The sequence below is a fragment of the Mucilaginibacter terrae genome (assembly GCF_031951985.1).
Classification (GTDB): Bacteria; Bacteroidota; Bacteroidia; order Sphingobacteriales; family Sphingobacteriaceae; genus Mucilaginibacter; species Mucilaginibacter terrae_A.
On sequence record NZ_JAVLVU010000001.1, the window covers coordinates 3,636,614 to 3,658,073 of the forward strand.

The window sequence follows — 21,460 nt, forward strand, 5'->3', positions numbered from 1 at the left end:
ATCCTAAATATGCCTAAATCAAAAGACGTCCATGATCCTGAAGCTGTAAGTGCATATATTGAAAAACTGCCCCAGGCACGAGCCATGTTGGTTGAAGCCATAAGGCAGGCCATTTTAGGTACTGATACCGTTATTGGCGAACAAATTAAATGGAACGCACCTGCATACTTTTACAACGCGGAAATGAAAGCGTTTGATGCTAAAGAGTACAAGCGCGATATTGTAGTGTTTAACCTCAGGCAAAAAGACCATGTGCTGCTCATCTTCCCCACAGGGAACATTATTGCAAGTGATGCGGGGTTGTTACAAGGCGATTATGCCGATGGCCGCCGCATGGTGAAGATATTTGATATAATCGACTTACACGCCAAGCAGCAAGCTTTGCTACGGGCAATTAAAAGCTGGATTAATTTGGTGGAGAAGCCGTAATTAATTCTTCCCGTTTTCCACGCGTTTGAGTTCATCGCTGCGGTCTTTTTTAAAGTCGAAGTTGATAAAGTCTTTTGATGTAGGCAAATCAACGGTAAAAGATGTAAGCAGATCTATTTCGATGGTAATATCACCTGTTAATATGTCGATAATGTGGCCGCCATTCTGTTTATTGGCCGATAGGTAATGAAAGTGATAACCGCTGATGTTTGGCCCTTCCATGTAAGCCGGGATACGGTAGCCCACCAAATCGCCCTGGATATTATCAAAACTAAAAAAATGCTGCAAAGGCAACATAGTTGCCAAAGCTGTGTAAGGTTTTTGGCTAACCAGTGGAAAGGCCCGTGTTTTTATATTACCGAACGAACCTTTAATGTGAATGGCATAAATACTGTTTTGCTGCGGCAGAAGGCTGTCGAGATAGGCAAACAGTTTCTCTTTGTTCATGCGGGAGGTTACCCGTATAGTTTTATCGGCATGGAAGAAATTGACAACGGCAAAGGAAGTAAGTTCGGTATCCTTTACTTCGAAAGTTTTGCCGCTGGCCTGGGTTTGGTATATTTTGTTGTTGAGGATGAGCAACTCTCCATCTAATTTATCAGGTGCTCCCAAGCCAAAGTTACCATGCTGTTTAAGCTTGTTGTACGGGTAATAACCATCGTACAATCCGCCTATAAAAGCTGCGGCATGGCCGGCGGTAAAAAGCGTATTTTCCTGGCCGGGCTGTGTTTGGCCTTTAGCACCAATGGTAACTGCAAAAATGAATATGGTGATAATGAATATGCGATAAAGGTTTGTGCTCATTTAATGTAAATGTATAGATATATTTGGCAAAAAATATATCATCCATGTTAGCACATCACGTAATATTTTGGCTTAAAGCCGATACCACCGACGAACAAAAAACAGCTTTCCGCGCAAGCCTCGAAACTTTGGCCGGTGTAGAAACCGTTAAAACCATACACATTGGCACACCAGCTCCTATTGAGCGCGCCGTAGTTGATACTACTTATACCTTCAGCTTGGTATTGCTGTTTGAAGATATGGCCGGGCACGATGTGTACCAGGTTCACCCGCTGCACAAAGCGTTCTTAGAAGAATTTCGCGTGTACTTTGAAAAGGTTGTTATATACGACGCACAATAAGCATCAGGATAAAACAAAGAAAAGCGACTCAAAAGGTCGCTTTTCTTTGTTTTACAGCATTTGGGTTTATTCGGCTTTTAAACTACTCACCGGATTAACAATGGCTGCTTTAATAGCCTGGTATGCCACGGTTGAAAATGCAATAATGATAGAGCATAAGCCTGTTATGCCAAATATCCACCAGCTCAAATTAGTATGGTATGGGTAATGCGATAGCCATCCGCTCATCAACCACCAGGCAATAGGTGCGGCTATTACAAACGAAATGCAAATTAGGATTAAAAAGTCTTTAGTGAGCAGCGTGGCAATGCGCGTTACCGATGCCCCCAAAACTTTGCGTATACCTATCTCTTTTACCCGCCCTTCGGCCATACAAGCTGCCAGTGCAAACAAGCCCATGCATGATATAAAAATGGTTAAGCCGGCAAATACGGCGGCAATTTTACCGGTGTTTTTGTCGTCTTCAAACATTACACTGTACGAGTCGTCGTAAAACTTATAATCAAATGGGTAATCGGGATTGTACTTTTTAAATATTGAACTGATAGCACTAATATTCTTTGAAGTAGAATTATCACCATTAAGCCGTAACGATATGGTGCCAAATTCTTTTTTATTATGCCCTTGTATTACCATCGGCAAAGGTGGTGCATAAGGCGACCCGGCCACAAAATTTTTAACAACTCCAACCACCATTAAATTGCCTTTCCAGCTTTTAATGTGCTGGCCTACGGCATTGGTAAATCCCATGGTTTTGGCCGCGTGCTCATTTAGTAATACAGAAGCGGTATCGGCCGGGTACCGGTTCACATCAATATCACGGCCCTGAACAATTGGTAAGCCAAGCGTTTTGGCAAACATACCGTCGGTTATATATTCGGCAAAGCTTTGGCGGGTGTTGGGGTTTTTGCCAGGCCATTCGTACGAGTCGTTATTAGTCCATATATCCAAAGCAGGCGAATTTGTGCGGGTGATATTGGTAACTACACCGCTGCGCAATAGTTCGCTTTTGATGATGGGGTAGTTGCGGGCAATATCGCCCTTCATGTACACATATGCCAGGTTATTGAGGTCGTAGCCGGTATCGCGGTTTTGTGCAAACTTTATTTGCCGGTATATGACCACCGTACAAATAATAAAAGCAATGGCAAAGGTAAATTGAACTACCACCAAAAACTTACGCGGTGCAATAAGCGTGTTAGCCGCTTTAAAAGTGCCCTTTAAAGTATTGATAGGTTTAAAACCCGACAGGTAAAATGCGGGGTAACTACCCGATATAATGCCGGTAAATAAAATGAAACCAATGCCGGTTAACCAAAAAATGGGATTTGGTGTAAGGAATAACTAACTCTTTGCCAATAACGCTGTTAAACCACGGCAAACTCAACCAAACCAACGCCAAGCCAATAGCACCCGATACAAAGGCGATCAAAACCGATTCACCCAGAAATTGCTTGATCAGCCATTCCTTACCCGCGCCAGATACCTTGCGTATGCCGACCTCCTTAGCTCGCCTGGTACTGCGGGCGGTGCCCAAATTCATGTAGTTAATGCAGGCAATTATCATAATAAAAGCCGCAATAATCATAAACAAACGAACAATAACAATATGCCCAGCTACCAGTTGGCCGTTTTCAGAATTTGAATACAGCCACCATTTGGCCATGGGGTGTACAAATACTTCTTCGTTTTGCTCGCCGTTGTGCTGTTTATAAATGTTTTTAAATGCTTTATCGGCTGCCGCTAATGTTACGCCGGGTTTAAGTAGTGCGTAGGTATCTACCGAATGATTTTTCCATTCATTATTATCCCAGCCAACTTCTTTCATGTAGCTCCAGGGCACCAGGTACTCAAAGTTAAGCATGGTATTGTTGGGCAAATCTTGTAAAACGCCGGTCACGGTAAAATTTGCCGTGCTGTCAACTTTTACAATTTTGCCCATGGCGTTGGCATTGCCAAATAGTTTTTTGGCGAGTTTTTGTGTGAGTACGATATTATGCACACCGCTTAGCGCCTGTCCGGCATTACCCTCAATTAAAGGGAAACTAAATATTTTAAAGAAACCCGGATCAGTAGCATAGCCTGCCGTTTCCAGTTTTTTATCTCCGTTTTTGAGTACAAATGCGCCTATCCAGTTTAAGCGGGCAAAGTCTTCCACCTGCGGATAATTGGCTTTCAAGGTTGGTCCCAGCGGAATAGGGGTAACCCGCCAGGCCTGCATTTCGCCATCAACTTTGGCGCGGTTGTAAAGACGCACCACGCGGTCTTTATTTTGGTGAAACTGGTCGTAACTCACTTGGTTTTGCACCCATATGAGTATAACAATGGCGCTGGCAATGCCCACGGCTAATCCCACAATATTAATTAACGAAATAGCCCGGTTACGTTGCAAATTGCGGATGGCAATTTTAAAGAAATGGCCGGCCATAGTCAGCTCGCTTTGCAGCTTATTAATTAGATTTTGTGTACGCGTAGGAGCAGGCCATGCAGTAACCGTGTTGTATGGAATCTTTTTAGTTTTGTATAAATGATTTTTAACAGGAGTGGCGTCAGCTATCAGGTAATCTACCTCAGTTAAAAAGTGGTTTACCTGTGCCTGGGTAATTTGTGGTTCAGGGTCTTTATAGGTTGATAAAAATTCTTTTACCGATACATATAGTTCAGGATATACGGCCAGCAACTGTTGCAACTCACGCTGCTCGGCACCCGAGGCTTCACCCGAAATAAATTTCTCCACCAGAAACCATATATGCTCTTCCATAACCACGGCCTTTAATTAAATGTAAAGGTTAAATGGGTAAGCAGGAGCATATTATAAGCCATGTATTTAAAGTATTGAATTATAGATATTTGTGATTTGGTGTTAAAATGTAACTGTGCGTTTTCGTACAGTCAACCGTTCGGTTGAAGAACGATTACCTGAAATGCAAAAGCCGCCCTGCATATCGCAAAGCGGCTTTCAAATAGACCTTTAAATTCAAAACTTCGCTGCAAACTCCTTAGCAAAATCGTCAAGCTTAATGCTGCCTGTAACCGGCGAACCGCTTTGTTCAAAATGCTCAGGTATATTTCCGTTACGGAAACCTGTACCCATTTCGGTATACAACGCGGCAATTTCTTCGGGCACACCTGCCCCAACCATGCCTTGTAACGATTGATCATCGGTAAACTCAACCCAAGGTAACTCTGGTTTACCAATGGCTGCGCCAAATACTTTAGCTACCTGGGCAGGGGTAACTACATCGCTAACTACATAGCGTATGTTGCTACCAGTTGCCGGGCGTTGTAACTCTTCGGCTGCTGCGGTGGCAATATCAACCGGATGCACCAGCAGTAACTGAACGTTATCAGGATAATTTGCCCCAATAATATTGTTGTATTTGATGAGCGGCACGTCGTTATAATAGTTGGTATAAAAATACCCGGCACGTAAAAAAGTAAAGGCAATGCCGTCAAGCTGTTTGTATAGTTCCTCAATTTGATGTATACCGGCAATTGGTCCGTTACCAGCCGGTAAATGCCCGCCAATACTACTGAGCATTACTATGCGCTTTATCCCTGCTTGTTTAAATGCAGCCGCATAAGCCTTACCAGCTGCAACAGTATTGGCTATTATGTTGCTGCCACCCAGGTTGGGCGGAGTCATGGCAAACACGGCATCAGCACCGTTAAAAGTTTGGGCTAAAAAGTCGGCATTGCTAACCAATCCTATGGCGGCTTGGGCTCCAAGGTTCTCAATTTCAGCTTTGCGGTCGGCATTGCTGCTTACTACAGTTACCTGGTGCCCGGCGGCAACCAACTTTTGGGTTAAAGGCTTTCCTATATTTCCTAATGATCCTGTGATTACGATTTTCATTTTTTATTTGTTATTGATGTAAGACAAAGATATTTTTGTACTTACTTTTTTACAAGTACTTACCCTAAAGTATGTATTGCCATGACTGCCATTAAAGAAAATTCGACCATACAGGAAAACAAAAAGTACGCACTGGAAAAATGCCCGGTAACGCATACTATGGAGAAAATTGGTGGCTACTGGAAACCTATTATTCTGTACCACCTATCGCACGGCGACAGGCGCTACAGTGAACTGAAACGAGCTATTCCGGCTATTACCGAAAAGATGCTGATTCAGCATTTAAAGCAATTAGAAGTTGATAATATTGTAATAAGGGAATCGAAGCAGGTGATCCCACCTTACGTTACCTACAGGTTGAGCAACGCCGGTAAAGATCTTATGCCTGTTATAGATGCCATGGCCGAGTGGGCTCTTAAAGATATGGATGTTGCTTTTAATAAATAGCTGTGTAAGTAACTCAGCCTGCTATTTCCACCCTATACTTTTAAGCAGCCGCGGAAGCCCCGTGCTGCATAATAAGATTGTGCACCATTGTGATATACAAATACGGTATCATACCTGCGGTCACAAAACAACGAACCGCCAAGTTTGCGAATAGGGGCTGGCGTAGCTATCCAGCTGGAGGTTTTAAGGTCGAATTTGCCGAGCGTTTGAAGCATGCGGTATTGTTCTTCAGTTATAATTTCGATGCCCATTTCGGCGGCCATATTTACGGCACTGTTTTGCGGTTTGGCTTCTTTGCGTGCTTCTAAAGCTTCATGGTCATAACAAAAACTACGGCGACCGGCCGGGCTTTCGGCCGAGCAATCAAAAAAAATATACTCGCCGGTATTTTCATCATACCCCACTACATCGGGTTCGCCGCCGGTAATTTCCATTTCATTTAATACCCATAGCTTACTGGTATCAGCCTCAAGCTTTGCGCTAACTTTTTTCCATTCCACATTTTCATGCCGTTTTATGTTTTTAGCAAAACGGGTTTGCAAGGTGCTGAGTAATTCTTGCTGTTGTTGGGGCGAAAGGCTTTTCATGAGGTTTAATTGGGTAAAGTAAATATAGCTATATCCTTTCAAAAGAGCTATTGTCATCCTAACCTAATAAAAAATAATTACGGAACAATCGTTCCGAATTGAATTTATATTTGCGGAACGATTGTTCCAAACATAGAAATAACAATCACTCAAAATCATGAAAAAGTTAGAAAATAAAGTAGCCGTAGTAACAGGAGCTTCAAAAGGTATAGGTGCAGGTATTGCTAAAGGTTTAGCTGCAGAGGGCGCCAGCGTAGTGGTTAATTATGCATCGGCCAAAGCCGGAGCCGACCAGGTGGTAGCTGAAATTACCGCCGCAGGAGGTAAAGCCGTAGCCATACAAGCCAACGTATCAAACGAAGCTGATATAACCCGTTTGTTTGACGAAACTGCCAAGGCTTTCGGTGCGGTTAATATTTTGGTAAATAATGCAGGTGTTTACAAATTCAACACAATTGAAGAGGTAACTGCAGAGGAATTTCATAACCAGTTTAACACTAACGTACTGGGTTTATTGTTAGCCACCAAAGGCGCGGTAAAAAACTTTGCCCCTGAGGGTGGAAGCGTTATTAACATCGGTTCGGCTGTAACCGCTATTACCCCTCCTGCAAGTTCAATTTACACGGCAACTAAAGGCGCTGTTGATGCCATTACCGGTGTGCTGGCTAAAGAACTGGCTCCTAAAAAAATACGCGTGAACTCATTAAACCCCGGAATGGTTGAAACAGAAGGCACTCACACTGCCGGCTTTATAGGTAGCGATTTTCAGCACGAAATGGTGCGTACAACACCGCTTGGTCGTTTAGGTCAGCCTGATGATATTGCCGATGTAGCTGTGTTCCTGGCCTCCGAAGATTCGCGCTGGTTAACCGGCGAAACATTGCTTGCAAGCGGCGGTGTTAGATAATTGCCAGATTTAATAAATAATTAAAATTTGAATAGCTTTGCTTTTTACAGGCAAAGCTATTTTACGTTATGGCACGAACTAAAGATTTTGACGAGAACGAGGTGTTATGCAAAGCCATACAACTGTTTTGGCATAAGGGCTATAACGCTACATCGATGCAAGATCTGGTTGACGGACTGGGCATCAGCCGCTCAAGCTTGTACGATACTTATACCGATAAGCACACCCTATTCCTGAAAGCCCTGGAAAGCTATCAAACCAAAGGTGCTGCCAAAATTCAGGGTATAATTAATGAAGGCAACCCAACCAAAGAAACCATCAAAAAACTACTTCAACTGGCCACTAACGATTTAACGGCTGACGCACAGCAACGTGGCTGCTTTATGGTGAATGCCGAAATTGAAGTAGCGTCGAGCGATGAGGAAGTAAACCAAATGGTGTGCAAAAACGATCAGCAAATGGAAGAAGCATTTTACCAGGTAATTAAACGAGGACAGGATAACGGCGAAATAAAAAACAGCCGGGATGCCCGCGCGCTATCAAGGTTTATACTCAATACGCTGAAAGGTATGCGCGTTTCGGCCAAGTCAATTAGTGATAAAGTTTTTTTTGAAGATATTATTAATTTGACGGTATCGGTGTTGGGGTAGTAGCTATGTTTATAGAATTAAAAGCCGCTTTGCAAATTGTGAAGCGGCTTTTTCGTGAATGGTATTTTTTATCCTTTGTTAGAATAAGAGTTAAATATTTAGGATATATATATATCGAATGCTAATAATAGTACACCTAATGATATGAGTATAATTACTGTGTAATGCTTTGGGCTTGAGGGTGAGTGCCGGCAACTACTTGCACAGGCTAACCGGGATATTGACTGAATTGCATAACAACAAAAAAGCCGCTTTACAAAAAATATAGCGGCTTTTAAATTTCAGTAGTCCATAGGGGAATCGAACCCCTGTTTCCAGAATGAAAATCTGGCGTCCTAACCCCTAGACGAATAGACCGGTTATTCAATTGATTATAGCGAGAGTAGTGAATATTGGCTATTCACCATTAACAACTCACTACAGTAGTCCATAGGGGAATCGAACCCCTGTTTCCAGAATGAAAATCTGGCGTCCTAACCCCTAGACGAATAGACCAATTGTTAAATTGTTTTGCAGAGTGATGGTGTAAGCCATCGTTTGCGGGTTCAATTTTAAAGAACAATCCCTTATTTTGGGACTGCAAAGATAGATGTTTATCTGAAAAAATAAAAAATATTTAGGCAAAAAATTTAGATTTTTTTATACTCATTCTTTAAAGTGGTATTACCAAACAAAAGGGATATATTTTAATTTTACCTGTGTTGTTGAACCGGAGCATTATACAGGCACCTAAAACGTCGATAACATGAACCTATGAAAGCTGTATGGAACAACCAGGTTATAGCCGAAAGCGACCAAACTATAGTTGTAGATAACAATCATTACTTTCCTAAAGAAAGTGTTAAAGCAGATTTTTTAAAAGAATGCGAAACGCATACAACCTGCTCGTGGAAAGGGCTGGCATCCTATTATAACATAGAAGTAGACGGAAAACAAAACCTCGATGCTGCATGGTATTATGCTAATCCTAAGCCAGCAGCTGCACAAATAAAAGGTTACATAGCCTTTTGGAAGGGAGTGAAAATTACCGAATGAAACAGTACGACGTAATTATAATAGGGGCGGGCCAGGCTGGTAGTCCGTTAGCGCGCAAAATGGGCAAGGCCGGTAAAAAAACAGCCATTATTGAAAAACGCTGGATAGGCGGTACCTGCGTAAACGATGGCTGCACGCCAACCAAAACCTGGGTGGCATCGGCACGTGCGGCATATTTGGCCGGGCGTTGTAATAACCTGGGTGTACACATCGATGGCTACAGCATTGATATGCCGCAGATTAAAAAGCGCAAAGACGATATTGTGATGCATTCGCGCAGCGGCAATCAAAAAAGCCTGGAAGAAGATCCTAACATTGATGTGTTGTTTGGCGAGGCATCCTTTAGCGGTCATAAAACCCTCACCGTAAAATTGAATGATGGCGGTACCGAAGAAATTCTGGCCGAGCAAATATTCATCAACGCCGGGTTGCAAACCGTAATTCCTGATATTGAAGGATTAAGTGATATTGACTATCTAACTTCAACATCTATCCTTGAGTTAGAAACCGTACCTCAGCATATTTTAGTGATAGGTGGTAATTACATCGGCTTAGAGTTTGGGCAAATGTTCAGGCGCTTTGGTAGCCAGATCACTTTGCTCGAACGAGGCCCGCGCATTATGAGCCACGAGGATGAAGACGTATCGCATGAAGTGCATAATATTCTCGAAGAAGAGGGTATAGCCATTTTTACAAATACGCGTGCTACTAAATTCGAGAAAAACGCACATGGCCGTATACTGGCAACACTTGATATTGATGGGCGTACCGAAGTAATGGAAGTTACCCATGTGCTTGTTGCTGCAGGTCGTGAACCTCAAACCGAGGCATTGAAGATTGATGCAACCGGAGTTGAAACCGATGAAAAGGGTTTTGTTAAGGTAGATAATAAATTACAAACCAATGTGCCCGGCATTTATGCTTTGGGCGATATAACCGGTGGTCCGGCCTTTACCCATATATCATACAACGATTTTACCATAGTTTGGCGCAACCTGCTCATGGGCGAAAACCTGACCACAGATGACCGCCCGCTACCTTACTGTATGTTTACCGACCCGCAACTGGGCCGCGTGGGCATCACCGAAACCGAAGCCAAAAAGCAGGGCATCAATTATAAGGTAGCCGTACTTAAAATGACCGGCGTAGCCCGGGCCGTAGAAGTTGGCGAAACCCGCGGCCTCATGAAAGCCGTAGTAAATGCCGATACCAAAGAGATCCTGGGTGTGGCTATCCTGTCCGAAGAAGGCGGCGAAATTATGTCGGTTATGCAAATGGCCATGCAGGGCGGCATTACGTACGACCGTATCCGCTACTGCGTATTTGCGCACCCTACGTATTCCGAGTCGCTGAATAATTTGTTTATGAAGCTGGAATAGTTCCTCCAATCATTAAAACCGCGTCATTGCGAGGTACGAAGCAATCTCTGAACTTTGCATATCCGCTTTTCATCCACAGAGATTGCTTCGTACCTCGCAATGACGTTGTGTTTGATGCAATAATCTGTTTACCTTTAAAACATGATCAAGGTTCAAAACCTCAGTAAACAATATGGCCAAACGATGGCTGTCGATAACATCTCGTTCGAAGTAGCTGAGGGCGACAACCTGATACTTTTGGGTACAAGCGGTTGCGGTAAAACCACCACGCTTAAAATGCTCAACCGACTTATTGAGCCAACCGCCGGGCAAATATTTATCAACGGGCAAGACATTACCACACAACAACCCGAACTATTGCGCCGCAACATAGGCTACGTGTTGCAAAACAACGGACTCTTTCCGCATTATACCGTGGCCCAAAACATTGCCGTGGTGCCCAACCTGTTAAATTGGGATAAAGAGAAAATACGCAGTCGTACTTACGAACTGCTCGAAAAACTGCATTTATCAACTGAATTATTAGATAAGTATCCCGCACAGCTAAGCGGCGGCCAGCAACAACGTGTTGGGCTTGCCAGGGCACTTATGACCAATGCTCCGGTACTCTTAATGGACGAGCCCTTCGGTGCGCTCGATAATATTACCCGTGCCAAAATACAGCAAGAATTTAAGGCGCTGGATGAGTTGCAGCGCAAAACCATAGTAATGGTAACGCACGATGTGCAGGAAGCCTTTGAACTGGGTAACCGCATTGCCATTATGGATAAGGGGAAGATAGTGCAAATGGGTACACCTGCCGAACTGCTGTTTAAACCCGCTAACAATTTTGTTAATGATTTTCTCCATGCCCAACGCCTCCAGCTTGAATTGAAGGCTATTACCCTGCATAATGTTTGGTATAGCCTGCCATCGGCAAATGAAATGCCTGTTGCCGGTACCGAGGTTGATATTGAAGAGAGTATATGGCAGGCCATGCAACAGCTTAAAGGCGATGTAAAATATGTTACCCTTAAACTGCCGCAAACCAATGAGGTTAAATCGGTAAATTTTGAACAATTGATGGCCGCCTATCACCAATTTCAAATTACCCTGCCAGCATGAACGATCAACAACAAACCTTATGGCAGTTTATGCAGCAGCAAAGCGATAAGCTGCTCACCCAAACGCTCGAGCACATTGGGTTAACGCTGGTATCGTTGCTAATAGCCGTGGTTATTGGTTTGCCGCTGGGCATCCTCATTGCTCGCAAAAGGCAACTTTCGGGTACGGTATTGGGTATTGCCGGGGTTCTGCAAACTATACCAAGCATTGCCCTTTTGGGTTTTATGATACCGCTGTTGGGTATTGGTGCCAAGCCAGCTATTGTGGCTTTATTTTTATATGCACTGTTGCCCATTATCCGTAATACATACACGGGTATAACCGGGGTAGAGGCATCGGTTAAGGAAGCTGCCCTGGCTATGGGCATGAGCGCCCGGCAAATACTGTTTAAGGTTGAGCTGCCTTTGGCAATGCCGGTAATATTGGCGGGCATACGCACCGCAACGGTTATCAACGTAGGGGTAGCAACGCTGGCTTCATACATTGCGGCCGGTGGCCTGGGCGAATTTATCTTCGGTGGAATATCGCTTAATAATAGCAATATGATATTGGCGGGGGCCATACCGGCAGCCTTGCTGGCCATTTTGTTTGATGTGTTGTTGTCGGTAGTGCAGCGTGTCAGCTTTAAAAAATTGCAGTATGGTTTGTATGCCGTTCCGGTTATTGTAGTGGCATTTGCGCTATTCTACCTCATTACTTCGGCATCGGGCAACGAACTCACTGCTGGTTTTACGCCAGAGTTTATGGGTAGGCAAGACGGTAACCTCGGTCTTCAACAAAAGTACGGACTGAAAATTCATACCACGGTTATTAATGATGCCGTGATGTATAAAGCTGCTTTTGAGAAGCAAATAGACGTAATTAGCGGGTATTCTACCGATGGCCGCTTAAAAGCATTTAATTTGGTAGTGCTCGATGATGATAAAAAGATATTCCCACCATATTACGCCGCGCCGATTGTAAGGTCAGATGCATTGAAAAAATATCCCGGCCTCGAAGATGCCCTCAATCTGTTGTCTGGCCACATCAATGATTCGGTAATGACCGATTTGAATTACCGCACCGATCAATTGCACCAAACACCCGAACGTGTGGCTAAAGATTTTTTAGTAGCTAACAAGTTGTTTAAACCTAGTCGCAACGGAAAAGCAGGTGTTATTCGCATAGGCTCTAAAGTTTTTGGAGAACAATACATTTTGGCCGAAATGTACCGCATGCTTATTGAAGGTAATACGGAGTACACCACATTGGCCAAAACCGGTTTGGGTGGTACCAAAATATGTTTTGATGCCCTAACCAATAACCAAATTGATTTTTACCCCGAATATACGGGTACAGGCCTGCTGGTTTTATTACAGCCATCGGCACAAAAAGTTAAAGAAGTAACGGTTGATAAGCAGAAAACTTACGACTATGTGCAGCAGCAGTTTAATAAAAATTACCACATAAAGTGGTTAAAACCCATCGGCTTCAACAATGCCTATGCATTAATGATGCGAAAACAACAGGCAGATGACTTGGGCATTAAAACAATTTCGGACCTTAAACACTTTTTGGATAGGAACTAATTTACATGACTTTAGCTGAGCGTTATAAAACAGTGCGCCGCCGCACCGAAGATATTTGTAGTCACCTGCAAACCGAGGATTATGTGGTGCAACCCGTGGGTGATGTGAGCCCGCCTAAGTGGCATATTGGGCATACTACGTGGTTTTTCGAGACCTTTATACTCAAGGCCTATTTTATGGGCTACCAGGATTATAACCCCGATTACAACTACGTATTCAACAGCTATTACGAAACCGTAGGCGCACGCGTTATCCGTACCGATAGGGGCAACCTCAGCCGTCCAACCGTGTTGGATGTTTATCGCTACCGCGAATATGTGGACGAAGCCATTTACAAATTCCTATGCGAAGGGCCATCACCCGAAGTAGAAGAACTGTTTGTACTTGGTCTTAACCACGAGGAGCAGCACCAAGAACTCCTGTATTACGACATTAAATATATTTTGGGGCATAACCCGCTGTTTCCGGCATATAATCCGCAATATTCATCACCAAAAATTGAGGAACAACCAGGTTTCATCAGCATAAACGAAGGGGTTTATGAGGTAGGGCACACAGGAGAGGATTTTTGTTTTGACAATGAGTTGAGCCGCCACAAGGTATATCTCAATGCTTACCACATAAGTACGGCGCTGGTAACCAATGCCGAGTACCTGGAATTTATTAACAGCGGCGGCTATCAGGATTTTAGATATTGGCATGCCGAGGCCTGGGATTGGGTTAAAACCAACAATATTACAGCGCCTATGTACTGGCATAATATTGATGGCGAATGGCATAATTACACTCTGCGTGGTTTGGAGCCTTTGCATTTGCACGATAGCGTTCAGCATGTAAGTTTTTACGAGGCTTATGCTTATGCCTCGTGGAAAGGTATGCGCCTGCCTACCGAGTATGAGTGGGAGGTTGCCGCCACGCAATTTAACTGGGGTAAAAGCTGGGAATGGACCGAAAGTGCTTACCTGCCTTATCCGGGTTTCAGCAAAGCACCGGGAGCTATTGGCGAATACAACGGCAAATTTATGGTGAACCAAAAAGTGCTTCGCGGAGCATCTGAAGCTACACCGCCCGGGCATAGCCGCACTACCTACCGAAATTTTTTTCACCCTAACCTGCGCTGGCATTTTACCGGCATACGTTTGGCCCAATAATACAATACCATCTACCTATGAAAAATTTTGAGAACAACGTATTTACCGACACCACGCTTGAGGAGCAGGATTTTAACCAACAGTTTTGCAATGATGTGATCAAGGGACTTACCTCAACACCCAAATGTTTACAAGCCAAGTATTTTTATGATACCGTAGGCGATGAACTTTTTCAGAAAATTATGGGCAGCCCCGAGTACTATCCTACCAATTGCGAGCTGGAAATATTCACTCAGCAAACTCAAGAATTAGGTAAAGCCTTGATAGCCGATGGCAGTCCGTTTGATTTGATAGAGCTGGGTGCGGGCGATGCCATGAAATCCACCCATTTGCTGCGCCATTTGATGGATAAGGAAGTCGATTTCAGGTATGTACCTATCGATATTTCGGGACATGTGATTAACTATTTGAAAGAAACCTTGCCCGCAACCGTACCCGGCCTGCAAGTGATTGGATTAACGGGCGAATATTTTCACATGCTGAAAGAAGCCGCCGAACTATCGCCACGCCGTAAAGTGGTTTTGTTTTTGGGCTCCAACATTGGCAATATGCCGGTGGCCGAGGCCGAAGCGTTTTGTACTGAGCTCCGTAATCATTTAGCCAAAGGCGACAGGGTTTTAATGGGTGTGGATTTAAAAAAGCATCCTAAAACTATTTTGGCTGCTTATAATGATGCCGATGGCTATACCCGCGATTTTAATTTAAACCTACTCACCCGCATAAATCGCGAATTGGAGGCTGATTTTGATTTGTCGCAGTTTGAGCATTACCCTATGTACGACCCTGAAACCGGTGCCTGTAAAAGCTATTTGATTAGCCTGGCCGATCAGCAGGTAAATCTTTGCGATCAAACCATTCAGTTTGCAAAAGATGAGTACATATACATGGAGATATCGCAAAAATATACCGTTGCCCAAACTAACTACATGGCCTCATTTTCGGGCTTTAAACCGGTGCAGCATTTTTACGATATCCGTAACTGGTTTTTAGACGCAGTTTGGCTGGTAGAGTAGTAGAAACAAGAGCCAAGAAATTTAGAGTCAGGAATCAAGATTCAAGATAAAAAACTACGCCGCTGTATGTGTCCTCACATACAGCTTTTTTATTACAACCCCGCCTTTATCTGTGTCTTCACATACAGCTTTTTTTATACAACATTACTTAATTGAAGATATATTTGCATATCACCTTCCTCAAGGGGGTGGAATATAGACCATGAGCAACTTCTCGTTAAAAGACAAAGTAATTATTGTAACCGGTGGCACCGGCGTTTTGGGTGAGGCCTTTATTAATGGCATTGCCGAAGCGGGTGGCATTGTGGGTGTTTTAGGACGTAAACAAGAGGTAGCCCAGGAACGGGCCGATGCTATTATAGCCAAAGGCGGACAAGCCATTGCCCTTGTTGCCGATGTGATGAACGAAGCCGACCTTGTGGCAGCCCGTAATAAGGTAGTTGACACCTATGGCCGCATTGATGGTTTGGTTAACGGCGCAGGCGGTAGCATACCCGGTGCGGTGCTCACGCCCGAAACTAATTTGTTTGAGATGAACCTCGATGGTATGCGCCGCGTAATGGACCTTAACCTTTGGGGCAGCATTGTACCCACACAGGTATTTGGCGAAGTAATGGCTAAAGGCGGTAAGGGTAGTATTGTTAACATCTCATCAATGGCGGCACAACAGGCGGTTACTAAGGTATTGGGATACAGCATGGCCAAAGCTTCTATTGATATTTATACCAAGTGGTTTGCCCTCGAGGCAGCCAACCGCTACGGCGATTGCCTCCGCATGAACGCCATTGCTCCCGGCTTTTTCCTTACCGATCAAAACCGTGCCCTGCTCACCAACCCCGACGGTACCTATACCCAACGCGGCAATCTTGTACTCAACAACACACCCTATAAACGTTTCGGCAAACCCGAAGAATTGATAGGCGGCCTTATTTGGTTATTAAGTGATGCTTCGGCCTTTGTAACCGGCACCGTGGTTACTATTGACGGCGGATTTTCAATGTTTAGCGGAGTTTAAGATAGAGTCAAGAACCAAGAGCCAAGAATCAAGACTTTCTTTGCAATAGGGTAGATTTTCTCTCTACCTTGTCATTTCGAGGAACGAGAAATCTTTTCGACCTGAACAAGTTAGTCGCCTCGAAAAAATTTCTCTCTATCGTTCGAAATGACATATTTTTAATTATGTTGCAGGATAATCGTAGCTCCTAGTTCCTGGTTCTCGCTTCTATTTCCCCCGGCTTAAATAATAGTGCCACAATATCATAGTCGCAATGCTCCTGTACGGTTGCCATTGTTCGGCTATCAGCAGCAATTCGTCTTTGGTGGTAGCAGTTGGCAAACGTTTCAATCTTTTCATGGCATTCACAACGGCCAGGTCGCCAATAGGAAAAATGTTGGTACGGTGAAGGGTCATGAGCAGGTAAATATCGGCCGTCCAGTTGCCAATGCCTTTGAGGGAAGTGAGGCGGTGCCGCACCTTTTCATCAGGTAAATTCTCCAACTCTTCAAGCTTGAGTTGACCACTTAGCAAGGCTTCGGCCAGGTAGCGCACATAAGCCATTTTTTGGCGGCTAAAATAACAGGCCCGTAATTCTTCATCAGTTAATAAAAGCAAACGTGCAGGAGTCACTTCTTGTATATTCTCTTTCAGCTTATTTAAAGCTGCCAATGCCGATGCCAGCGATACTTGCTGTTCGAGTATTACATGTACTAAAGATTCAAATGTATTACTGCGCGACCAAAACCGCGGGTAGCCATAATGTTTGATAACCCAAGCCAGATCGGCATCCGCTAAGGCTAATTCATCGCATAAGCTATGCAGGGTTTGCTGGTTGAATATGAATTGGTTTTGCACCTGATAAATGTAAGTTAACAAACTTACATAGCAATATCCTGATCAATGCGTGGGTCTTCGGGTAAAATTTCCATGTCAGGGAAATCGATGTATTCCGCGTACCATTGTATTGCGTTAATTACGTCGAGCGCATCATCAGGCGAAATATTGATGGTTTCAAAAGCATATAGCTTTTTATCAGCATAGCCATAGAGTTGAATTTCGCTTGTGTCGGGCGTAAAGTTTTCGTTGGTAACACAGTAAACTTTCACCTTCAAGCCGGTATCACGCGAGTGAATTACGTCACGGCAAGCGTCATTCGGATCGGTTGCTAAAAGAAATACGGACTGTTCCATATTATCCTAACACAACAATTTATATATAGTTTATTATTAATGTGTTTAAATATTTAGCAATAGGTTGAAAATATAACCGCGGAATAATTTTAAGTTTCAAGAAAATCAGAACAATGATTTACCGACAATGTTAAAATTTTAAAGAAACTAACATGAAGCCAAGCCTCCAATATTTATTGATGTCATTATTAGCCATATTGCTGTACTCGTGCCATGAAGACCCGAAAAATAAGTTTGGAGGGCCATCGAATGCGCGGGATACAGCCACATCTCGCCGGGATACCAGTTCTGTAGGAACACGTACTGATGGACATGGTGAATAACCTTTGATTAAAAATATAAATGTGGAATTAATTATCCCAAATTCCACATTTGTGGGAAATTTTTCTACAAGAGAAAAATAATTAACTATGAAAGGTGCTGATTTTTGCTTGTAGAGGCCGGATTAAACCATTGGTACAAGAATTGTCTATGTATTAATGCCCTACTCAAAAGGGCTGTTTTTCATAGGTAGATGTAGAGTCGGATTACTGCGAGAGTTGTCCGACTTTCTTTTTATATATCTTTCCGTCGGCGCAAGGCTTCTTCTCCAAAGCTTATTAAATCTTTAGCCGTTATAAAGCCAACCGTGTTCAATACAATTTTTCCTTTGCTGTCAAATATAATGAGGGTAGGATAAGCCCGCATGCCCCATTGCTGTGCTAATTGCGGGTGGTTGCCTCTTTCCATATCTAATGCAACGTTTATAAAGTTTTGATTATAAAACGTTGCGGCATTTTTGTTTTTAAAGGTGGTTGCCTTCAGCATTTTGCACGGGCCGCACCAAGAGGCATAGGCATCTACAAAAATGTATTTATTTTGAGCAGCAGCCTGTTTCAGGGCTTCGGGCCATGAATTTTCAATAAAGTTTATCTGCTTATCGGTTTGTGCATACAGGGTGGCGCACATTGTGAGGGTAATAACCCATATAATCAATGTTCTTCTCAAGTAATTCATAATTATATACCAGTTTCTTTATTGGTAAAGTTGGACAAGCATTTGCAGCAAAGGATTAAAACCTGATCACATCCGTATCGGGCGGTATGTGGCCTAACAGCCTGAACATACTCAAAATTTGTCCTTTATGATGAAACTCGTGCGTAGCAACATGGGTGAAAATTTGTAATGGCGTTGACTGTGCCTGTTTGCCGCTGGCAGTAATTCCATTGATGGTTTCGGTAAGCCTGTTCTCGTAAGTGTTAATAAAGCTGATTACCAGTTGATCAACCTGAATATAAAAATTGCGTATGCTTTGTAAATCGGGATAGTCTTTTTCATCGGCATAAGGCATGTTCAGTTTCATTGTGAAATTGGCCATCCAGTGCAGGTATACGTTGGCGTTATGAACCCACAAGTAGGCAATGCTCTTATCAACAAAGGCAGGTACGGGCGTGTGCAATTGACCAGGTAAATTGGTTTCAGCAAACTGAAGTACCACACCGCGCGAACCGCGAATCATTTCGTATTGCTGATATAGGAGAGCTGCATTTTCCATGTATGTAAATTTAATTAGCTGCCGGGTCTTGTGCAAATATGCGGCTTAACTGCTCATACAATTCGGGATGTTTATCCTGCAACTGGTCAGGTTTCTCAAAAAAGTATTCAGACACCACGGCCAAAAACTCAGCCTCATTGGTGGCCGCGTAAGCATCAATGTCCGATTTGCCCCGCTCAATGCGGTTGATTTCCTGGTGCATCATTTTTAGCCAGGGTGTGGCATATTCGTGCGGTATCAGGTTTTCAGGCACGCCATCGGTTGCGCCGTCGCTTTTATCAAGCAGGTGTACAAACTCGTGTATGCCGGTGTTGCTTTTGCCCGATGATTTGCTAAACCCATGCAACAAAGCCGAACGCGATAGCAACATCTGACCGTTCATATACCCCGAGCCAACCATGCCCATAATGTTCCGGTTTTCATCGCCTTCAAACTGAAAATCGTTGTTAAAAGTATCGGGATAGAGTATTACATTGGTGAGGTTGTTATAACGCCACTCTTTGTAGCCAAAAATAGGAATTACGGCACTGGAGGCCACCAGCACCCGGTCAAGATCGGTTATCTCAAGCCCTACGCCTTCAATATGCACACGATCTAAAAATGCGGCTATCATGCTTTCAAAGCGTAATTGGTTAGCATCATCAAGGTTGGTGTAGTAGTCTACATGGTCGTTTAACAACTTTTTTAATGATTCATTTAACGATAAGGCAGGCGTATTATCCTTAGGTTTTTTGCCAAATAAGCTATATGCGGCTAAAATAAGCGCCAACACAATCAGCGCAGTAACAACAACAAATGTGTTCATGGTTTTGGGTAACGTTTGTGTTTGAATATAGTTCGGATGAATATAAGAATGCCTGAAGTTTGTAATTTGCAGTAAACAATATAAAACTAAACAAAACCATGAGAGCAATAAATCCTTGGATCAACTTCAATGGTAATGCCGAAGAAGCATTTAATTTTTACCAATCAGTTTTTGGTGGAGAATTTACCAGGATCACCCGTTTTAAAGACTTGGCAGGTCCTGATTTTGAGGTGCCGGAAGAGGAGGCCGATAAGATCATGCATATTGGTTTACCGCTTGGTAAAAACAATGTGCTGATAGGCAACGATGTTCCTGCCTTTTTTGGCAGTGTAAGCGAAGATGAAAACAGGTCGAAAATACATGTAAGCACCGAAAGCCGCGAAGAAGCTGATAAAATATTCAACAGCCTATCGGCAGGTGGAGATGTGGAAGGGCCAATCGACGACAGTCCATGGGGCACCTATGCCGGTATGTTCAGAGATAAGTATGGCATTGAATGGATCGTGGATTTTGACCCGAGTTTGTAATGAGTAAACTTTACATCTAATAAAAAAGGGCTGTTTTTAGAAAAAAAAACAGCCCCTTTTTTAATTTTATATATGATGAGGGATTACCGGTCGGTATACTGTTCATCGTAATATTGCTGATAGTGCCCTGATGTTACATCATTCAGCCATTCTTCGTTAGCCAGGTACCAGTCAACGGTTTTCTCCAAACCTTCTTCAAAGGTAATGCTTGGGGTCCAGCCTAACTCGTTTTTAAGTTTGGTGGCATCAATGGCGTAACGTAAATCGTGGCCGGCGCGGTCGGTTACGTAGGTGATCAGTTTTGCTGATGTGCCTGCTTCGCGACCTAATTTCTGGTCCATGATCTCGCACAAAAGCTTGATCAGTTCAATGTTCTGCCATTCGTTATGGCCGCCAATATTGTATGTTTCGCCTGATTTTGCTTTGTGAAAAATCACGTCAATAGCGCGGGCATGATCTTCAACCCATAACCAGTCGCGCACGTTTTCGCCTTTGCCGTAAATTGGTATAGGCTTGTTTTGCTTGATGTTATGTATTGAAAGCGGTATCAGCTTCTCGGGAAAATGATACGAGCCATAGTTGTTAGAGCAATTCGAGATCACGGCATCCATACCATAAGTATCCTGGTAGGCACGCACCATGTGGTCGGAGCTTGCCTTTGAGGCCGAGTACGGCGAATGCGGATCATAAGCGGTTTCTTCAGTAAACATTCCGGTTTCGCCTAATGTGCCGTAAACCTCATCGGTTGATACGTGGTAAAAACGGGTTTCATCGTAACGACCTTTCCAGTGGTAGCGAGCTGCGTTAAGCAGGTTTACCGTGCCCACCACGTTGGTCATTACAAATTCCAGCGGGTTCGATATAGAGCGGTCAACGTGCGATTCGGCAGCTAAATGGATAACCGCATCAGGCTTTTCGGCACCAAAAAGCTCATCTATAAACTGGGCATCAACAATATCACCTTTTACAAATTTATAGTTAGGCTCATTCTCAATGTCTTTAAGGTTAGCCAGGTTACCGGCATAGGTTAATTTATCAAGATTGATGATCTGGTATTCAGGGTGAAACTTCACAAACCTGCGCACCACATGCGACCCAATAAAGCCGGCACCGCCGGTAATGATAATTTTTTTCAT

At 43.5% G+C, this 21,460-nt stretch carries 25 protein-coding genes and 2 tRNA genes; 14 read left to right on the forward strand and 13 right to left on the reverse strand.

From position 1 onward, the window contains the following. Positions 1 to 9: 9 nt before the first annotated feature. Positions 10 to 429: a DUF1801 domain-containing protein gene (locus QE417_RS15440; protein ID WP_311951363.1), complete on the forward strand. Its 420-nt coding sequence runs from the start codon at positions 10 to 12 to the stop codon at positions 427 to 429. On the opposite strand, the gene budA is transcribed toward QE417_RS15440, so the two are convergent. Continuing rightward, positions 430 to 1,233 carry an acetolactate decarboxylase gene (gene budA / locus QE417_RS15445; RefSeq protein ID WP_311951364.1) on the reverse strand — a complete coding sequence of 268 codons (804 nt, stop codon included), beginning with the start codon at positions 1,231 to 1,233 and terminating at the stop codon, positions 430 to 432. A 44-nt stretch (positions 1,234 to 1,277) separates the two neighbouring features. Here budA and QE417_RS15450 point away from each other — a divergent pair, with 44 nt between their 5' ends. After that, positions 1,278 to 1,574, forward strand: a complete 297-nt coding sequence (locus tag QE417_RS15450; protein WP_311951365.1) for a Dabb family protein — start codon at positions 1,278 to 1,280, stop codon at positions 1,572 to 1,574. Between the two features lie 66 nt (positions 1,575 to 1,640). Here QE417_RS15450 and QE417_RS15455 read toward each other — a convergent pair whose 3' ends face one another. The 3 genes from QE417_RS15455 to QE417_RS15465 all read right to left on the reverse strand — a co-directional run bounded on the left by QE417_RS15455 (position 1,641) and on the right by QE417_RS15465 (position 5,430). Further along, positions 1,641 to 2,744: an ABC transporter permease gene (locus QE417_RS15455; RefSeq protein ID WP_311954674.1), complete on the reverse strand. Its 1,104-nt coding sequence runs from the start codon at positions 2,742 to 2,744 to the stop codon at positions 1,641 to 1,643. A gap of 97 nt (positions 2,745 to 2,841) precedes the next feature. Next, the gene (locus tag QE417_RS15460; protein WP_311951366.1) at positions 2,842 to 4,335 is read right to left on the reverse strand and encodes an ABC transporter permease; all 1,494 of its coding nucleotides are present in this window, start codon (positions 4,333 to 4,335) and stop codon (positions 2,842 to 2,844) included. Between the two features lie 216 nt (positions 4,336 to 4,551). Further along, the gene (locus QE417_RS15465; protein WP_311951367.1) at positions 4,552 to 5,430 is read right to left on the reverse strand and encodes an NmrA family NAD(P)-binding protein; all 879 of its coding nucleotides are present in this window, start codon (positions 5,428 to 5,430) and stop codon (positions 4,552 to 4,554) included. Positions 5,431 to 5,511: 81 nt separating this feature from the next. On the opposite strand from QE417_RS15465, the gene QE417_RS15470 reads away from it, so the two are divergent. Further along, positions 5,512 to 5,877 carry a winged helix-turn-helix transcriptional regulator gene (locus tag QE417_RS15470; RefSeq protein ID WP_311951368.1) on the forward strand — a complete coding sequence of 122 codons (366 nt, stop codon included), beginning with the start codon at positions 5,512 to 5,514 and terminating at the stop codon, positions 5,875 to 5,877. A 32-nt stretch (positions 5,878 to 5,909) separates the two neighbouring features. Here QE417_RS15470 and QE417_RS15475 read toward each other — a convergent pair whose 3' ends face one another. Further along, positions 5,910 to 6,464 (reverse strand): DUF4256 domain-containing protein, encoded by a 555-nt coding sequence (locus QE417_RS15475; protein WP_311951369.1) that lies wholly within the window; start codon positions 6,462 to 6,464, stop codon positions 5,910 to 5,912. Between the two features lie 157 nt (positions 6,465 to 6,621). Here QE417_RS15475 and QE417_RS15480 point away from each other — a divergent pair, with 157 nt between their 5' ends. Together QE417_RS15480 and QE417_RS15485 are read left to right on the forward strand one after the other, a co-directional pair. After that, complete coding sequence (locus tag QE417_RS15480; protein ID WP_311951370.1) at positions 6,622 to 7,371, forward strand: glucose 1-dehydrogenase; 750 nt, start codon at positions 6,622 to 6,624, stop codon at positions 7,369 to 7,371. A gap of 68 nt (positions 7,372 to 7,439) precedes the next feature. Beyond that, positions 7,440 to 8,021 carry a TetR/AcrR family transcriptional regulator gene (locus tag QE417_RS15485; RefSeq protein ID WP_311951371.1) on the forward strand — a complete coding sequence of 194 codons (582 nt, stop codon included), beginning with the start codon at positions 7,440 to 7,442 and terminating at the stop codon, positions 8,019 to 8,021. A 285-nt stretch (positions 8,022 to 8,306) separates the two neighbouring features. Here the strand turns inward: QE417_RS15485 and QE417_RS15490 are convergent. Next, positions 8,307 to 8,378 (reverse strand) — tRNA-Glu (locus tag QE417_RS15490). A gap of 66 nt (positions 8,379 to 8,444) precedes the next feature. After that, positions 8,445 to 8,516: transfer RNA gene (locus QE417_RS15495), tRNA-Glu, on the reverse strand. A gap of 258 nt (positions 8,517 to 8,774) precedes the next feature. Between QE417_RS15495 and QE417_RS15500 the strand changes: the two genes are divergently transcribed. The 7 genes from QE417_RS15500 to QE417_RS15530 all read left to right on the forward strand — a co-directional run bounded on the left by QE417_RS15500 (position 8,775) and on the right by QE417_RS15530 (position 16,286). Further along, positions 8,775 to 9,056: a DUF427 domain-containing protein gene (locus QE417_RS15500; RefSeq protein ID WP_311951372.1), complete on the forward strand. Its 282-nt coding sequence runs from the start codon at positions 8,775 to 8,777 to the stop codon at positions 9,054 to 9,056. Beyond that, positions 9,053 to 10,435 (forward strand): mercuric reductase, encoded by a 1,383-nt coding sequence (locus QE417_RS15505; RefSeq protein WP_311951373.1) that lies wholly within the window; start codon positions 9,053 to 9,055, stop codon positions 10,433 to 10,435. The genes QE417_RS15500 and QE417_RS15505 overlap by 4 nt, the downstream gene beginning before the upstream one ends. Positions 10,436 to 10,576: 141 nt before the next feature. Continuing rightward, positions 10,577 to 11,539, forward strand: coding sequence for an ABC transporter ATP-binding protein (locus tag QE417_RS15510; RefSeq protein ID WP_311951374.1), 963 nt, complete (start codon positions 10,577 to 10,579; stop codon positions 11,537 to 11,539). Beyond that, complete coding sequence (locus tag QE417_RS15515; protein ID WP_311951375.1) at positions 11,536 to 13,107, forward strand: ABC transporter permease/substrate-binding protein; 1,572 nt, start codon at positions 11,536 to 11,538, stop codon at positions 13,105 to 13,107. Before QE417_RS15510 ends, QE417_RS15515 begins: the two co-directional genes overlap by 4 nt. 5 nt (positions 13,108 to 13,112) lie before the next feature. Continuing rightward, entirely contained in the window at positions 13,113 to 14,258 is a 1,146-nt protein-coding gene (gene egtB, locus QE417_RS15520) for an ergothioneine biosynthesis protein EgtB (RefSeq protein ID WP_311951376.1), read from the forward strand. A gap of 17 nt (positions 14,259 to 14,275) precedes the next feature. Then, positions 14,276 to 15,271 (forward strand): L-histidine N(alpha)-methyltransferase, encoded by a 996-nt coding sequence (locus QE417_RS15525; protein WP_311951377.1) that lies wholly within the window; start codon positions 14,276 to 14,278, stop codon positions 15,269 to 15,271. A 202-nt stretch (positions 15,272 to 15,473) separates the two neighbouring features. Then, positions 15,474 to 16,286 (forward strand): SDR family oxidoreductase, encoded by an 813-nt coding sequence (locus tag QE417_RS15530; protein ID WP_311951378.1) that lies wholly within the window; start codon positions 15,474 to 15,476, stop codon positions 16,284 to 16,286. A gap of 207 nt (positions 16,287 to 16,493) precedes the next feature. Here the strand turns inward: QE417_RS15530 and QE417_RS15535 are convergent, their stop codons facing one another. Together QE417_RS15535 and QE417_RS15540 are read right to left on the reverse strand one after the other, a co-directional pair. Then, on the reverse strand, positions 16,494 to 17,123 hold the full coding sequence (locus QE417_RS15535; protein ID WP_311951379.1) for a DNA-3-methyladenine glycosylase family protein: 630 nt from the start codon (positions 17,121 to 17,123) through the stop codon (positions 16,494 to 16,496). 23 nt (positions 17,124 to 17,146) lie between these two features. Continuing rightward, positions 17,147 to 17,458, reverse strand: coding sequence for a hypothetical protein (locus QE417_RS15540; protein ID WP_311951380.1), 312 nt, complete (start codon positions 17,456 to 17,458; stop codon positions 17,147 to 17,149). 152 nt (positions 17,459 to 17,610) lie between these two features. Here QE417_RS15540 and QE417_RS15545 point away from each other — a divergent pair, with 152 nt between their 5' ends. After that, positions 17,611 to 17,781, forward strand: coding sequence for a hypothetical protein (locus tag QE417_RS15545; protein WP_311951381.1), 171 nt, complete (start codon positions 17,611 to 17,613; stop codon positions 17,779 to 17,781). 232 nt (positions 17,782 to 18,013) lie between these two features. On the opposite strand, the gene QE417_RS15550 is transcribed toward QE417_RS15545, so the two are convergent. The 3 genes from QE417_RS15550 to QE417_RS15560 all read right to left on the reverse strand — a co-directional run bounded on the left by QE417_RS15550 (position 18,014) and on the right by QE417_RS15560 (position 19,797). Further along, on the reverse strand, positions 18,014 to 18,445 hold the full coding sequence (locus QE417_RS15550) for a thioredoxin family protein (protein WP_311951382.1): 432 nt from the start codon (positions 18,443 to 18,445) through the stop codon (positions 18,014 to 18,016). Between the two features lie 64 nt (positions 18,446 to 18,509). Beyond that, the gene (locus tag QE417_RS15555; RefSeq protein WP_311951383.1) at positions 18,510 to 18,992 is read right to left on the reverse strand and encodes a DinB family protein; all 483 of its coding nucleotides are present in this window, start codon (positions 18,990 to 18,992) and stop codon (positions 18,510 to 18,512) included. A gap of 10 nt (positions 18,993 to 19,002) precedes the next feature. Continuing rightward, complete coding sequence (locus tag QE417_RS15560) at positions 19,003 to 19,797, reverse strand: M90 family metallopeptidase (protein WP_311951384.1); 795 nt, start codon at positions 19,795 to 19,797, stop codon at positions 19,003 to 19,005. A gap of 98 nt (positions 19,798 to 19,895) precedes the next feature. On the opposite strand from QE417_RS15560, the gene QE417_RS15565 reads away from it, so the two are divergent. Continuing rightward, entirely contained in the window at positions 19,896 to 20,324 is a 429-nt protein-coding gene (locus QE417_RS15565; RefSeq protein WP_311951385.1) for a VOC family protein, read from the forward strand. An 83-nt stretch (positions 20,325 to 20,407) separates the two neighbouring features. Here QE417_RS15565 and rfbB read toward each other — a convergent pair whose 3' ends face one another. Beyond that, on the reverse strand, positions 20,408 to 21,460 hold the full coding sequence (gene rfbB / locus QE417_RS15570) for a dTDP-glucose 4,6-dehydratase (RefSeq protein ID WP_311951386.1): 1,053 nt from the start codon (positions 21,458 to 21,460) through the stop codon (positions 20,408 to 20,410).